The organism is Arthrobacter sp. AB6 (assembly GCF_031844545.1).
Lineage (GTDB): Bacteria > Actinomycetota > Actinomycetes > Actinomycetales > Micrococcaceae > Arthrobacter.
Genome location: NZ_JAUZVL010000013.1, coordinates 1 through 14,414 on the forward strand (window position 1 = coordinate 1; position 14,414 = coordinate 14,414).

Sequence of the window (14,414 nt, forward strand, 5' to 3'; positions counted from 1 at the left end):
CCACAACGTGGAGACCGTGCCCCGGATTTTCAAGCGGATCCGGCCCGCGTTCCGCTACGAGCGGTCCCTGGACGTGATCACGCAGGGCCGGAACCTGGGCATGGTGACCAAGTCCAACCTGATTCTGGGCATGGGCGAAACCCGCGAGGAGATCTCCGAAGCCCTGCGGGACCTGCACGGGGCCGGCTGTGACCTGATCACCATCACCCAGTACCTCCGCCCGTCCGAACGGCACCTGCCGGTGGACCGCTGGGTCAAGCCGCAGGAATTCGTGGACCTGCAGGACGAGGCCACAGAAATCGGGTTCCTGGGCGTCATGTCCGGCCCGCTGGTCCGCTCCTCCTACCGCGCCGGCCGGCTCTGGGCCACCGCAATGCGCAAAAAAGGCCGCGACATCCCCGCCGAACTCGCCCACATCGCCGACGGCATCCAGGACTCCGGCACCACCCGCCAGGAAGCCAGCACCCTGCTCGCCGCCGGCTAAACCACAACGCGGGGTCACATCCGACCCAAAAATCCGCCAACATCGGGCCGGGAGTGACCCCGCGTTGCAGTCCCCAACTGATGTCCGAGAAAACTGATGACCAGACAGGACCAATGATGTTCCCCATCAGAATCGAAATCATCCCTTCCGAAGGAATCGTTGAGCAGGTCCAGGCCCTGGTGCCCCGGACCACCACGCTCAGCGTCACGTGCCTGCCGCACCACGGCATTGAGCGGACCATGCGCACCGCGGTGGAGGCGGCAGACCTCGGTTACACCGTGGTTCCGCACCTGGCCGCGCGGAGCATCCGCAGCCGCGCCGAGCTCACCGAGATCATCCGGGGCTGCAGCGCCGCCGGTATCGGTGAGGTGTTTGTCATCGGCGGCGACCGGAAACAACCGGCAGGCACCTACGACTCGGCCCTTCCGGTGCTGGAAGACATTGCCCAGTACACCGGCGGGACCATGCGGGCCGGAGTTGCCGGCTACCCGGAGGGCCATCCGCTGGCCAGCCCGCTGGACCTGCTGGACGGCCTGCTGGCCAAGCAGCACCTGGCCTCGCATGTGGTCACCCAGATGTGCTTCGTGGCGGGAAAAATCCATGACTACGCGGCACTGTTGCGCCGCGAAGGCGTGCGCCTGCCCCTCTGGGCGGGCGTGGCGGGGTCCGTCCCACGGACGAAGCTGGTGGCACTCGCCACGCAGATCGGCGTCGGAAGTTCCCTGAAATTCCTCAGCCGCAAGGGCCCGCTGGCCCGCAAACTCCTGAGCGGGGACCGCTACTCGCCGGACAGCCTGATCAGCGGGCTGGCAACACGGCCGGGCAACATTACCGGCATCCACCTTTACAGCTTCAACAGCCTGGCTTCGGCGCCGGACTATGGCGTCCACCCAGCGCCGGAACAGGCATCCCCTTCCGCAGCACTCCACCCAGCATTGATTCGAGGAGCAGCACGTGAGCACTAAATCCACTACTTCCCACCAGGAGCCGCATCTCGAGCGGCAACTGACCAACAGGCACATCCAGCTGATAGCCATTGGCGGCGCAATCGGCACGGGGCTGTTCATGGGCTCCGGCAAAACCATCTCCGCGGCCGGTCCGTCCGTCATTTTCGTCTACATGATCATCGGCTTCATGCTGTTCTTCGTCATGCGTGCCATGGGCGAACTGCTCCTGAGTAACCTGAACTACAAATCCTTCAGCGACTTCGCCGCGGACCTCCTTGGCCCCTGGGCAGGGTTCTTCACCGGCTGGACCTACTGGTTCTGCTGGGTGATCACCGGAATCGCGGACGTCATCGCGATCGCCGGCTACTCCAAGGAACTCTGGCCCGGCCTGCCGCTCTGGATCCCGGGCCTGGCCACCGTGGCCATCCTGCTGCTCCTCAACCTCGTCACCGTGAAGGCGTTCGGCGAGACCGAGTTCTGGTTCGCGCTGATCAAGATCATCGCCATCGCGGCGCTGATCATCGTGGGCATGTTCATGATCTTCACGGGCTTCCAATCCGACGCCGGCCCTGCCACCTTCACGAACCTGTGGAGCCACGGCGGCATGTTCCCGCACGAGTTCATGGGTTTTGTGGCCGGCTTCCAGATTGCGGTGTTCGCGTTTGTGGGCATTGAGCTGGTGGGCACCACGGCCGCCGAGGCCAAGGACCCGGAGAAGAACCTGCCCAAGGCCATCAACTCCATCCCCATCCGCGTGCTGCTCTTCTACGTGGGTGCCCTCATCGTCCTGATGTCCGTCACCCCGTGGACCCAGTTCCAGGCCGGCCACAGCCCGTTCATCGCCATGTTCTCCCTGGCCGGCCTCGGCGCCGCAGCCACCGTGGTGAACCTGGTGGTGCTCAGCTCCGCCATGTCCTCGGCCAACTCCGGCATCTACTCCACCTCCCGGATGGTGTACGGGCTGGCCCAGGAGGGCGACGCGCCCTCGGCCTTCGGTGCCCTGTCACGCCGCAAGGTTCCGCAGAACGCCCTGTTCCTCTCCTGCGTCCTGCTGCTCTCCGGCGTGATCCTGATGTACGCCGGCCAGGATATCGGCAAGGCCTTCGACATGGTGACCACCGTCTCCGCCGTCTGCTTCGTGTTCGTCTGGTCCATCATCCTGGCTAGCTACCTGGCGTTCCGCCGCCGCCGCCCGCACCTGCACGAGTCATCGAAGTACCGGATGCCCGGCGGCGTGCCCATGGTGTGGGCGGTGTTCGCGTTCTTCGCCTTCGTCCTGTGGGCCCTGACCACGCAGCCGGATACGCTCCTGGCGCTGCTGGCCACACCGGTATGGTTCGTCATCCTCGGCGTTGCGTGGCTGGCCATCCGCCGCCGCCCGGCCCACCTTGCCCGCTACGCGGAGTTCCAGGCCGACCTTGCGCGGGAAGCGGAAACGTCCAAGGCCAGGGAACTGGAGAAGGTGCAGAAATGAGCACGGCCACCACGATCACCCCCAACATTCCCGCGACCACCCCTGCACACGATGCGGCGGCGCCGGACCCGGCCGCCGCCGTCGAACATGTCCTGACGGTTGACTGCGTTGAATCACCCGGGATTGTCCACGCGATCTCCGCCTTCCTGCTGGAGCAGGGGTGCGACATCATCGACATCAAGCAGTACGGTGACAAGGCGCAGGGGCACTTCTTCATGCGGGTGCACTTCGGGTCAGCGCAGGAACTGCAGAGCACTGAAGACCTCCGCCGCGGCTTCACGCCCGTTGCGGAGAAGTGGCAGATGAACTGGCAGCTGGAACCGCACGGCCGGAAGCGCCGGGTGCTGGTGATGGTATCCAAGATGGGGCACTGCCTCAATGACCTGCTGTTCCGGGCGCGGACGGGCGATATCCCGGTGGAGATCGTGGCTGTCGTCTCCAACCACCGCGACCAGGAGGGCCTGGTCCAGTGGCACGGCATTCCGTTCTTCCACGTACCCGTCACCAAGGACACCAAGGCCGACGCCGAGTCCCGGCTCCTGGAGCTCGTTGAGGCGTTCGACGTGGAACTGGTGGTCCTGGCCCGCTACATGCAGGTCCTGAGCGACGATCTTTCAGCCAGGCTGGCGGGGAAAACCATCAACATCCACCACTCGTTCCTGCCGAGCTTCAAGGGCGCGAAGCCCTATCACCAGGCGTACGAGCGCGGCGTCAAGACCGTGGGTGCCACTGCCCACTACGTCAACGCGGAATTGGACGAGGGCCCCATCATCTCGCAGCAGGTCATCGAGGTGGACCACACCTACACTGCCGATGACCTGGTGGCCGTGGGCCGGGATGCTGAGTGCGTGGCGCTGCGGAACGCGGTCCGCTGGCACTGCGAGGGCCGGATCCTGCTGCTGGGCAACCGCACCGTCGTCCTGCGGTAGGTTCCGCCGTCCGTCTCGCCTTAGGCAGGTGGACCGGTTGTTGACTGCCCCGCCAGCAACCGGCAACGATGAGGTATGACTGACTCCGGTGCGGGCCGGAAACGGCGGATAACAACCTGGATTAGTGCGCTGGCCGTGTTGGGCGCATGGCTTTCGAAGTCATACCGGTGGTTCAGGTGGCCCGCACTTTTGGAGCTGTGGGGCCAGGGATCTTGTTGGAGGTTCCTAGGGCCAGTCGGCAAGGCGGAACTGTACGGGCTGCATGATTCCGAGCAGGAGGTCGCCTGTCCATTCGGCCACACTGCGCTGGCGGTCATCGGGCGGGTCGGGAATCAGCGGCTGCCGGGGGTCCTCGAACGCCGTCTCCCGTGGAGCGTCGCTTGAGCTTTTCATGGTTCCCCCTCGGAGTGGTTGTGAAGCCACACTAGGCAGGCGGCAATGCCATGGGAAGGGGGTTTACCTACCGACGGGATAAGCTTCGCAAATCTTGAGGAACTCCCTTAAGGCAAACGGGCGACGGCGGGAGGTCCCGTCGTCGCCCGTTTGCTGGCTGTTTCCCCGGGACGTTGGCTGGTCCCCGCGGTGTTGCCTAGTCTTCGTACGTGTTGGCGATGTAGACATCGCAGGGCGCGTTGTGCGCGACGCTGTTGGCCACGCTGCCCAGGAGACGGCCGATGCCGCGCATCCTCCGGTTGCCCACCACGATCAGCCGGGCGTCCAGGCGCATGGCTTCCTTGATGAGGGAGTCAGCGGGTTTTCCGCGGGCGGCGAAGTGGGTGACCTCCACTCCCGGCCGCGTGTCGGCCAGCGATTTCGCGACGTTTTCTGAGGCATCGGAGTTCCAGACCCTCACCTCGTCCGAGCCGACGCCGAAGGTCTCGGAACGGTCGACGTCGAATGCTGTCACCACGTGAAGCGAAGCTCCCAGCGCCTTTGCAAGGTCCAGCGCTTTCTCAGCGGCCTTCAATGCCGAGGGGCTGCCGTCCACCCCTACTACCACTACTCCACTCATGCCTGGCTCCTTTGCTCGTGTACTTTCAGCGTTCACTGCCCAGTCTAGGGAAGTTCGGGCTGACGCCCTCCCTCAATTTGCGGATGGCATCGCTTTCGAGCCCGCTCAGGGCTTCCGGCTACTTGGGCAGGCCGGGTCATTTTCTTGCCGTCGCGGAGGGCGCGCGCGACCTGTTGGTTCAGGGGAGGCTAGAGCCCGGCACAGGCGAACGCTTTGCCACAGAACGCCCCCGGCCCGTCCGCGGCCGCTTGGGCTTCCGCTTCGGACGTATGCCGCTGCAGGGTTGGTCTCGGCGCGGCGGCAGGTCAGGGACGGGCATGCAAGACCTTGTCTATTGCATCTTCCGCTGGGGACTGCCCGATGTAAGCAAGATCCGGAGGACAACAAGGTGGGCCACCGCGCACTGTCTGCAGTTGTTCCGGGTTCCCTGGCCACCAGGGTGGTTCCCAGTCGCGATGTTCGGCTTTGTAGTGGCGGCCGGCGGGCGAGATCCAGCCGGGCGGCTCGTTTTCGGCTGCTGGAATGGGTGTCCAGCCGCTCGCATGTTTGAGGCGGTGGTGTTTGGGGCAGAGTTGGGCCAGGTTGCTGATGCCGGTGGTTCCGCCGTGCTGCCAGGCGGTGAGGTGGTCGGATTCGTTGTCGAGTGAATGGTTGTTGCAGCCGGGGAAGGTGCACTTTTCGTCGCGGAGGCGGAGTGCTTGTTTCATGGCTTTGGTGAGGCGGTAGCTGGTGCGGCCGATTTCAAGGGGTGCGCCGTCGCGGGGGTCCACCAGGACGCGGTGGAACGAGGTGGCGCCGTCGGCGACAAGTTTGCGGGCCATGGAGGCGGGAATGGGGCCGTACCCGTCCAGGTTTGCGGGTTCGTCGGTGAGGCCGAGCAGGGCGAACACCGGGACTGTGACGAGGACGTCCGCCTTGGGCGCCGGGACCTCGCCCAGGCGCGCAACGTTCCCGTTTGCAGGGGCCGCGTTTGCATGTGCAGCGTCCTCGTGTGCTGTGCCCCTGGTGCTGCTGCTGCGCGTGCCCGGTGTGCTGAGCAGCAGGCTTGCGGCGGTGTCGGGGCGGAGCTGGGTGAGGGTGCGGGACTCAGTGGGGCCTTGGAGTCCGCGGGCGAGGGCGGTGGTGCGGTTCCAGATGGCGGATGCGGTGTCACCGGGGAGGTACAGCGAGAGCCAGGCCATGCCGTCGCGGTCAGCGGAATATTCCATCCGCCGGTCCGCTGCTGCCTTGGCGTGGCGCCTTTCGAGGGATTCGGGGTGGTGGCGTTCGCGCCAGGCACGCACCTTTGCCCGGAACCGTGACGGGACCAGGTCACCGGGTGCGGCTCCGCGGGCCGGGTGGGGCGCGTCTGCGTCCAGGAAATGGGCGACCATGGCGGCGCCCGCGGCGCCAAGGCTGTGGGTTTCGTCGGCGAGGATTTTGGCGTGCTGCCAGGAGATGGTCCCGGCGGACAGGGCGGCCAGGGCCACAGGAAGGGAACACAGCTGCCGGGCTTGGCTGATGAGCGCCCCGGCAGCGGCGGAGCTTACGGTCAGGACACCGGCGATTTCCTCGATAATGGACATTTCCTGGAATGACCTGTCCTGCAGGGAGGCGTTCGGCGGGGTCATGGCGTGCTGGAGTTCGAGGATCTCCGCCGCGTCCCGGGCCTTGGCCGCGGCCAGTTGTGCTTCCAGCCGCGATACAACCGCCAGGCGCTCCAGCCGGTTATCGATCTTCTGCTGCAAGACATCCACAACAGGGGCCGGGCCGGCGGGAGCAGCAGGACCAGAATCAGTAGCTGGACCGGAACCAGCAGCAGTCACAGCATCCAGCCGGGCTTCCTCGAGGAACAGCGCGTTAAGGGCGCCAGCAGAGGCATGAATACCCTCCATCACCACTGCAGTTCCCCCGCCGTTTCCCATACCCATATCCTCGCGGGAGGGTCTGACATTCTTCCTTGGCAAGCAGGCAGGGCAAGTACGCAGCTAGCGCCGGGAACCTATGCAGCTAGCCCCGGGAACCGGGGTTGGCCAGCGGGATGATTTCCAGCCGCGTCGCCGGGCCCAGAATTACCAGGACGTGCCGGGCGGTGACGTTTTCCAGCGCCGCAGCGATCCGCGGAATGACGTCGCCGGCCGGGGTCGAAGTTTCCGCCGCAGCAGGCGTAGCCGCAGCAGGCGCACCCGCAGCAATGCCACCCGCCGCGGTACCAGCCCAGCCGGAACCAGTCCCGGCGGAGGCCGGACCCGCCTCCGGAAGTGCGGAGCCGCCGTCGTCCGCCCGGAGCCATAAGGTGACCCTGGCACCGCCCGTGGCCTCAGCGATGCCCCTTGCCAAAGCCTCCGCATCAGCCTGGTGCGCAGTGACCAGCGTGACTGCCTCGATGGTGTGTTTCCTGGCGGGCCGCGCAGCGGCGAGGAGGGCACGGTGGTGCCGCCACAGCGCGAAGTGGTAGCCCGCTACGAGGCCGGCGGCCACCAGGAGCCCGAACGGAGCCCGGATGCGGTCCAGGAGGCTGCCGCCGGTGACGTCCCCGAGCAGGAATTCGAAGAGCCGGTAACCGATCACCAGGAGCGTGATGAGTGCAACCACCGCGCTGACCCCAAAGAACGCGATGAGGTAGACGCGGCGTCCGGGCGGAATATCCTCGGCAGCCTGCGGCTGTTGCAGGGGCTTCCACGCCAGCCACCAGACAGGCCCGCCCACCAGGAGGGAACTGATGCCGCCGAGCAGCAGGGTGCGCGTGGCCCCTCCCGCCAGCGGCGACACTGCCGCAGCCAGCAGCGCATTCACTACAACGCCCACCCCGGACGCGGCGGCAGCGAGGGCCACGGCCGACGTGACCAGCAGGCTTGCCCGCATGGTGCCGGGGGAACGGCGGATCGAGGCCGTGCGGTGATACCGCCACACCAGCGCCCCCACGAGCGCCGCGGCAATGGCCGTGGCCAACGGCTCGAGCAGCTCGTTCAGGGGATTGTTCCTGTCGAACGCCAGGCGCAGGAACACAAACAGGACCGCGCCCGCGCCGCCAAGGGCAGTGATGCCGGCAGCGAAAATCCCGACGGCGATCATGATGACGTCTACGAGGCCCGTCTGGAAGCGGCGTCCGCCGTCCCTGAACCAGTGCCACCACCACACGATGGCCCCGCCGGCCGCCCACACCAGGGAACGGAGCACGGAGTACCACCAGGGTTCAACGGTGACGGTCAGCGGGAAGCCGCGAATGGCGACGTCGAACAGCCCGCCCAGGGCTGCGATCCCGGCGCCGGCGCCGAGCAGCAGGCCGAACACGGACCCGACGACGGCCCGCACGTCCTCCAGATGCGCCGTGGGCTTCGTGGGGTGTTTCCACATCCACCGGTGCCAGGCCAGGATGGCTGCCCACACGACGCCGTTGGCGAGCGTGGGCGCCCAATCGTTGCCCCGCTGCCCTATGAACGACGTTGCCAGCCCCAGGAAGGAAATGGTGAAGATGATGAGCGAGACACCGTACATGGCGGTGATATAGAGGCCCCAGCCGGCAGAGGTGCGTTCGGCCCCATCATCGAGCCGCCGCCAGACAAACCACCACGAAAGCAGGGCAAGCGGGCCGCCGATCAGGGTAAATGCCAAGGACCGGGCGAGCCCAGCCACGTCCGTGGAGGCCAGGACGGCCCCCGACGTGAACAGGCGTTCCAGCAGTCCGCTGAGGCCGGAGGCCGCGATCACCACCAGGGCAAACAGCAGGGCGTACTGGATCAGCCGGCGCAGGGTGGCCTGGGCGTGCCCCGACGCCGGGGCCGTCACCTCCGCGGGGGACGTCATGGCTTCACCGGTGTTCCCGAACAGGCCATCAGCATGTAGGGGGCCTGGCTGATCTTCCAGTTCCCGTTCTCCTTTACCAAAGTGAAGATGTCTTCCATCTCATACTCTGAGGGGCCGAAGGGGCCGTCCTGGTACGAGCTCACCATGGAGACCTTCACGGTGGCGGACTGGTCCCGCTCCGACGTTGACACCAGGACCACACGGGCGGGGCGGGGCTCGCCGGAGAAGGAGCCGCGGCAAGCCGTCCGGGCAGAACCGGTGAGGTAGGTCTCTGCAGTCGCCACGTCGCCGTCGATCACCGCCGTGCTGTAACGCTGGACAACGCCTGCCGGGCTGGCCTCGTCCAGCGGCGCGGGGTCTCCGCGGGAAAACACCACGGCAAGGGCAACCGCCACCAGCACGCCGATGATGCCTAGCAGCACGAGGATGATCCGGTCCGGTTTTCGCGCTGCATCAGTCATGGCGCAAGTATGCCGTTTTTGGACTACTTCCGCTGGTGTCTTTAGGCCCGACTCTTCCTGTTCACTTTTCCGCAACCGTGGGGTCCTCAGGTGTTATTGCGCGCCGACAATTCTTGTCACGCACACTCTGCCCCAACCCAACAACCGGGCAGTGATTCCCCCAGCTGTATCAAGGAGAACTTCGTGTTCGTGAAAAGCGCCGTCACCGCCCTCGTTGCCCTGGCATCCCTAACAGGGACCGCCGCGGCCCCCGCGGCCATTGCCCAGCCTTCCAGCCCTTCACCGGTCCTGGGACAGCCGCTGGCCGCCGCCCACGCCCACAATGACTACGAGCATGACCGGCCCCTTTTTGATGCTCTGGAACACGGCTTCACCAGTGTTGAAGCCGACGTCTGGCTGGTGGACGGCGAACTGCTGGTGGCGCACGACCTCGAGGATGTGAAGGCCGGCGTCACGCTCGAAAGCCTCTACCTTGACCCGCTGGAAGACCTGGTCCGCGGCCAGCAGGGCCACAGCGTATACCCGGGGTGGGACGGCAGCCTGCAGCTCCTCATCGACATCAAGAGCGAAGGCGAGGCCACCTACGCCGCCATCGAACAGGAGCTCGCTGAGCACCGCGACATCATGAGCCGCTACAGCCAGGGCAAAACCAAGACCGGTCCCGTCACCGCCGTAATCAGCGGAAACCGTCCGCTGGCCACCATGCAGGCGCAGGACCAGAGGTTCGGGTTCTACGACGGCCGCGCCGCCGACCTCACCTCCGGCATGCCGGCCGAGCTCATGCCCCTGGTCAGCAACAACTGGACCAAGCTCTTCACCTGGCAGGGCGTCGGACCCATGCCGGAGGCGGAACGCACCAAGCTGCACGCCTACGTTGCCGAAGCCCACTCCAACGGCTACCGCGTCCGCTTCTGGGCCACCCCGGACCAGGCCGGCCCGGCCCGGGACGCGCTGTGGAACGAGCTTGTCGACGCCGGAGTGGACCACATCAACACGGATGACCTCGCGGGGCTGCAGCAGTTCCTGACGGCCCGCACGCAGTAACCGCCCCCTGCCAGAGACAGGAACCACCCATGGCCTTGAAGACCCTCGCAACAACGACGACGGCGGCCCTCCTTGCGCTCGGCCTCCTTGCGTCCCAGCCGGCACACGCCGCCGACAACACCCCCAAAGAGGCCGACGGGCAGGACGCCTTCAGCTTCGGCGTCATCGGCGACATCCCCTACGGCGAACAGGAAATCGCGAAATTCCCTGCCCGCATCCAGGACCTCAACGCGGACCGCAGCCTTGATTTCGTGGCCCACGTCGGTGACATCAAGAACGGATCGTCCGTCTGCTCGGACGGGTATTTTGCCTTCATCCGCGAACAGTTCGACACCTTCGAGCTCCCGCTGGTGTTCACGCCGGGCGACAACGAGTGGGTGGACTGCCACCGCGCCAACAACGGCGCCTACAACCCGCTCGAACGGCTGGACAAGCTGAGGGAAGTGTTCTTCAACGAACCCGGCAAGACCCTCGGCGCCACAATGCCGGTCAAATCCCAGGAGGCCCTCGGTCTTCCGGAAAATGTCCGTTTCACCGAGAACCGGGTTGCCTTTTCGGTGGTGAACGTCCAGGGCAGCAACAACTCGCTCCAGCCCTGGAGCGGCCTCGGAGAAACCGCCGTGACGCCCGAACAACAGGCCGAAGTGGAGTACCGCACCGAGGCTGTCCTGGCGCAGATCCGTGCAACTTTCAGCGACGCCGCCCGGCGCAACGACAGGGCCGTGGTGCTGATGACCCAGGCCGACATGTTCGACCCCTCGCTGCTCGCTGCCGCCTCGGCCAATCCGGCGGTAGTCTCCGGCTTCCGGGAGATCGTGGACGCCATCGTTGAGGAAACCAACCGGTTCGACGGCCCGGTTTACCTCATCAACGGCGACAGCCACGTCCTCGCGGAGAACCAGCCCCTGGCGCCGGGCTCGCCGTGGCTGGACATCTACGGCCAGGCGGAAGCCGCCGACGACCTTCAGCGCGTCACGGTGGACGGCTCTGCCAATGCCACCAACTATGTCCGGTTCACGACGTCAGGGAACAGTGCGGGCGGCCCGGTCCTGTCATGGGAAAAGGTCCCCTACACCCAGTAGCCCCACACTTCTGAAGCGGACGACGGCGGGAGGTCCCGCCGTCGTCCGCTTGCTTCCTGAAGGCGGCAAGAGAGGGAGCCTGCCGCCCTGTCCTGGTGCCCTGTTCAATGCCCCTGTATCAGGTGGTTCTGCAGGACATAGACGGTCCGCTGGGCGCACTGCTTGATCCGCCGGAGATGGGCCGCCGCGATCAGGGGCAGGGCCACGGCCGGGTCCGCACTCCCGGCTTGGCGGCGCAGGGCCTGCTCGAGTTCGGCGGCATACGTTGCCAGCCTCTCGGCACCCACCATCTGGCTGGAGGTCTTCAGGCTCAGGACCGCGTCCATGGAGCCCGCCACGTCACCGGTGGTGAGCGAAAGCCGCACTTTTTGCAGCCGCTGGGGCATTTGCGCAATGAAGTTCTCCACAAAGACTTTCCATACGCCCTCGTCATCCTCGAGATCGTCACGCAGCCGTTCGAGTACGGCGGGGTCCAGGAGTGGCCGGGCATAGGCGTCCGGCTGAGTCACGGCAGAGCCTCCGTGCCATTCATGACCGCCCCTTCACAGCCGGAACACCCGCGGTGTTTGTACGCAGGACTTTTGAAGGACGGTACGTGCCGGGAGGGTGGAGGGCACGAGTGGTGGGTACTCGAATTTTCGCGGGTACTGCTCGTGCCCGCCGCCGTCGTCCTTCCTTGCGTCCCTCCGGTAGCCTGTTGCAATGGTGAGTGGAATGGCCGATTTGGGCGCGGAGGCGATCCTGCTTGCCGGAGCAGGGCGGGCCATTCTGCTGCAGCTTGCCGAGCCGGGGGTGGCGCGGGGCGTCGCCGAGCACAGCACGTTCACGGACCGTCCCATCAACAGGCTCAAGGGCACCCTGACGTACGTCTACGCCGTGGTTTACGGCACCGACGAGCAGGTGAAGGAAGTCCGCCGGAGGGTCAACCGCGCCCACGCACCTGTGCGCCGGGCTGCCGATGACAAGTCCCCGGGGTACAACGCGTACGACGCCGGGCTGCAGCTGTGGGTGACAGCGACGCTTTATGACACCGCGCTGACCATTATCGAGAAGGTCTATGGTCCACTCGACGACGAGTCTGCCGACGCCATGTACCGCGATTACGCGAAGCTGGGCACGGCCCTGCAGCTGCCCGGGCAGATGTGGCCGGAGGACAGGGCTGCTTTCGGACACTACTGGGATGAGAAGATGCGTGCACTGCGGGCTGATGAGAATGCCGTGCGCTTTGGCCGGGGACTCCTGTATCCGAAGCGTGCAGCGCTGTGGTACCTCGCCATCATGCCCTTCGCCAGGTTCCTCACCGCAGGCCTCCTGCCGGACCAGTTGCGCCAAGACTTCGGCCTGGCCTGGAGCCACCGCCATGAGCGCCGCTTCAACCGCACTTTCAAGATCCTGGCGTTGACCTATCCGAAGCTGCCCGTGGGCATCCGGCACTGGTTCAAGGACTACTGCCTGAACCAGCTCGACATCAGCTCCCGCCAGGCAATGGCTGCGTAGTCCCACCCCGCTGGAGTCGGCGTGGGCGCCGTGGGGCCTGGCGGTATTCGGTCATGCGGGCGCCCCTGGTATTTGATGGCTGTTTTGGTCGGCAGGACTGGACTGCGCCCGGCTGTAGCGGCTTACGGGACGGTCCAGGCCGAAATGCCCACGCAGTGTCCGGCCCGTGTACTCGGTGCGGAAGAGGCCGCGGGACTGCAGGATGGGAACCACTTCCTCCGCGAAGGACTCGAAGCCGCCGGGCAGCCACGGCGGCATGATGTTGAATCCGTCGGCTGCGCCGTCCTCGAAGAACAGGTTGAGTTTCAGCTGCCGGCCCATCAGAATGCACCGCCGATCGAGGCCAGTTCGGCCGCCGCCGCACCCGCGAAGCGGTTCTCCGGACGGGCCAGGCCGTAGTGCTCGCGCAGGGTGGCCCCGCTGTATTCGGTGCGGAACAGGCCGCGCTCCTGCAGGATGGGCACCACCTGGTCCACGAATGCTTCCAGCCCCGAGGGCAGCACGGGCGGCATGATGTTGAAGCCGTCCGCGGCGCCGCCGTCGAACCATTCCTGGATGGCGTCCGCCACCTGGACAGGCGTGCCGGTGAAGGTCCGATGGCCGCGGCCGCCGCCCAGGCGTCCGATCAGTTCCCGGACTGTGAGCTTCTCCCGGCGTGCCAGCTGGACGATCAGGGTGTAGCGGCTCTTGGCGCCCTCGATCTCATCCTCGCTGGGCAGGTTGTCCGGCAGCTGGCGGTCCAGGGGCAGGTCCTCGGGCGCTACGCGGAGAGTCTTGGCCAACTGGATCCTGGCGTACTCGGGCTTGATCAGCCGGTCCAGTTCCCGCTCCAGCTCCAGCGCCTCTTCCTCCGTGGCGCCGATGACCGGCACGATGCCCGGAAGGATCTTGATGGCCTCCGGGTCGCGGCCGGCGGCGGCGGTGCGGGCCTTCAAATCGCGGTAGAACTCCTGCGCGTCGGCGAGGGTCTGGTGGGCGGTGAAGACGGCGTCCGCGTACCGGGCGGCGAGTTTCTTGCCGTCCTCGGAGGATCCGGCCTGCACAATCAGCGGATGCCCCTGCGGCGGGCGGGGGACGTTGAGGGGGCCGCGGACCTTGAAGTGCTTGCCCTCGTGGTCGATCACGCGGATCTTTTCGGCGTCGCCCCAGACGCCCTCCGCCTTGTCCGCGGGCACGGCGTCGTCCTGCCAGCTGTCCCACAGCTTCTGCGCCACCTCGATAAACTCTGCGGCACGTTCGTACCGGGTAGCGTGGGCGGGCTGGTCGTCCACGCCGAAGTTGCGGGCGGCGTCCGGACCGGCGGTGGTGACCACATTCCAGCCGGCGCGGCCACCGCTCACCCAGTCCACGGAGGCGAAGCGGCGGGCCAGGTTGAAGGGATCGTTGTAGGTGGTGGAGGCCGTGGCGATCAGCCCGATGCGTTCCGTGGCGCCGGCGATGGCGGTCAGCAGCACCGTGGGCTCGAGCTTGCCGGCCGGGCGGCGGCCCACCTCGCCGAAAAGGACGGGTGAGTCGGCGAAGAAGATGGAGTCCAGCTTGCCGCGTTCGGCGGTGCGGGCCAGTTGCCTGTAGTGCTCCACGTTGGTGTTGGAATGCGGGTCGCTTTCGGGCAGCCGCCACGATGCCTCGTGGTGGCCGGTGCTCATCAGGAAGGCGTTGAGGTGGAGTTGGCGGTAGGGACGAGTGGTGGCAGTCATG

At 66.3% G+C, this 14,414-nt stretch carries 13 protein-coding genes and 2 pseudogenes; 7 read left to right on the forward strand and 8 right to left on the reverse strand.

Features of this window, described 5'->3' with window-relative positions:
• From Q9R30_RS11590 to purU, 4 genes and pseudogenes are all read left to right on the forward strand, one after another.
• Positions 1-484, forward strand: a pseudogene (locus tag Q9R30_RS11590) (lipoyl synthase); the annotation flags it as partial.
• A 113-nt stretch (positions 485-597) separates the two neighbouring features.
• A complete protein-coding gene (locus tag Q9R30_RS11595) occupies positions 598-1,449 on the forward strand; it encodes a methylenetetrahydrofolate reductase (protein ID WP_311217672.1) in 852 nt (283 codons plus the stop codon).
• A complete protein-coding gene (gene cycA / locus Q9R30_RS11600; RefSeq protein ID WP_311217673.1) occupies positions 1,439-2,905 on the forward strand; it encodes a D-serine/D-alanine/glycine transporter in 1,467 nt (488 codons plus the stop codon). The genes Q9R30_RS11595 and cycA overlap by 11 nt, the downstream gene beginning before the upstream one ends.
• Positions 2,902-3,834, forward strand: coding sequence for a formyltetrahydrofolate deformylase (gene purU, locus Q9R30_RS11605; RefSeq protein ID WP_311217674.1), 933 nt, complete (start codon positions 2,902-2,904; stop codon positions 3,832-3,834). Before cycA ends, purU begins: the two co-directional genes overlap by 4 nt.
• 225 nt (positions 3,835-4,059) lie before the next feature.
• Here purU and Q9R30_RS11610 read toward each other — a convergent pair whose 3' ends face one another.
• The 5 genes from Q9R30_RS11610 to Q9R30_RS11630 form a co-directional block, all read right to left on the reverse strand.
• Positions 4,060-4,227: a hypothetical protein gene (locus Q9R30_RS11610; RefSeq protein ID WP_158677279.1), complete on the reverse strand. Its 168-nt coding sequence runs from the start codon at positions 4,225-4,227 to the stop codon at positions 4,060-4,062.
• Positions 4,228-4,423: 196 nt separating this feature from the next.
• Complete coding sequence (locus Q9R30_RS11615) at positions 4,424-4,846, reverse strand: universal stress protein (RefSeq protein ID WP_104999110.1); 423 nt, start codon at positions 4,844-4,846, stop codon at positions 4,424-4,426.
• Positions 4,847-5,151: 305 nt separating this feature from the next.
• On the reverse strand, positions 5,152-6,750 hold the full coding sequence (locus tag Q9R30_RS11620) for a DUF222 domain-containing protein (RefSeq protein ID WP_311217675.1): 1,599 nt from the start codon (positions 6,748-6,750) through the stop codon (positions 5,152-5,154).
• An 85-nt stretch (positions 6,751-6,835) separates the two neighbouring features.
• Positions 6,836-8,632 (reverse strand): DUF5671 domain-containing protein, encoded by a 1,797-nt coding sequence (locus Q9R30_RS11625; protein WP_311217676.1) that lies wholly within the window; start codon positions 8,630-8,632, stop codon positions 6,836-6,838.
• Complete coding sequence (locus Q9R30_RS11630) at positions 8,629-9,093, reverse strand: hypothetical protein (protein WP_104999107.1); 465 nt, start codon at positions 9,091-9,093, stop codon at positions 8,629-8,631. Before Q9R30_RS11630 ends, Q9R30_RS11625 begins: the two co-directional genes overlap by 4 nt.
• A gap of 183 nt (positions 9,094-9,276) precedes the next feature.
• Between Q9R30_RS11630 and Q9R30_RS11635 the strand changes: the two genes are divergently transcribed.
• Both Q9R30_RS11635 and Q9R30_RS11640 read left to right on the forward strand, forming a co-directional pair.
• The gene (locus tag Q9R30_RS11635) at positions 9,277-10,137 is read left to right on the forward strand and encodes a phosphatidylinositol-specific phospholipase C/glycerophosphodiester phosphodiesterase family protein (RefSeq protein ID WP_104999106.1); all 861 of its coding nucleotides are present in this window, start codon (positions 9,277-9,279) and stop codon (positions 10,135-10,137) included.
• Between the two features lie 29 nt (positions 10,138-10,166).
• Complete coding sequence (locus Q9R30_RS11640; RefSeq protein WP_311217677.1) at positions 10,167-11,219, forward strand: metallophosphoesterase; 1,053 nt, start codon at positions 10,167-10,169, stop codon at positions 11,217-11,219.
• Positions 11,220-11,323: 104 nt separating this feature from the next.
• Here the strand turns inward: Q9R30_RS11640 and Q9R30_RS11645 are convergent, their stop codons facing one another.
• Positions 11,324-11,728 (reverse strand): Hpt domain-containing protein, encoded by a 405-nt coding sequence (locus Q9R30_RS11645; protein WP_311217678.1) that lies wholly within the window; start codon positions 11,726-11,728, stop codon positions 11,324-11,326.
• Positions 11,729-11,921: 193 nt separating this feature from the next.
• Here Q9R30_RS11645 and Q9R30_RS11650 point away from each other — a divergent pair, with 193 nt between their 5' ends.
• Positions 11,922-12,716 (forward strand): oxygenase MpaB family protein, encoded by a 795-nt coding sequence (locus tag Q9R30_RS11650; RefSeq protein WP_104999103.1) that lies wholly within the window; start codon positions 11,922-11,924, stop codon positions 12,714-12,716.
• A gap of 51 nt (positions 12,717-12,767) precedes the next feature.
• Here the strand turns inward: Q9R30_RS11650 and Q9R30_RS11655 are convergent.
• Positions 12,768-12,998: pseudogene (locus Q9R30_RS11655) on the reverse strand (LLM class flavin-dependent oxidoreductase); the annotation flags it as partial.
• A gap of 38 nt (positions 12,999-13,036) precedes the next feature.
• Positions 13,037-14,413 (reverse strand): LLM class flavin-dependent oxidoreductase, encoded by a 1,377-nt coding sequence (locus Q9R30_RS11660; protein WP_311217679.1) that lies wholly within the window; start codon positions 14,411-14,413, stop codon positions 13,037-13,039.
• Between the last annotated feature and the right edge of the window lies 1 nt (position 14,414).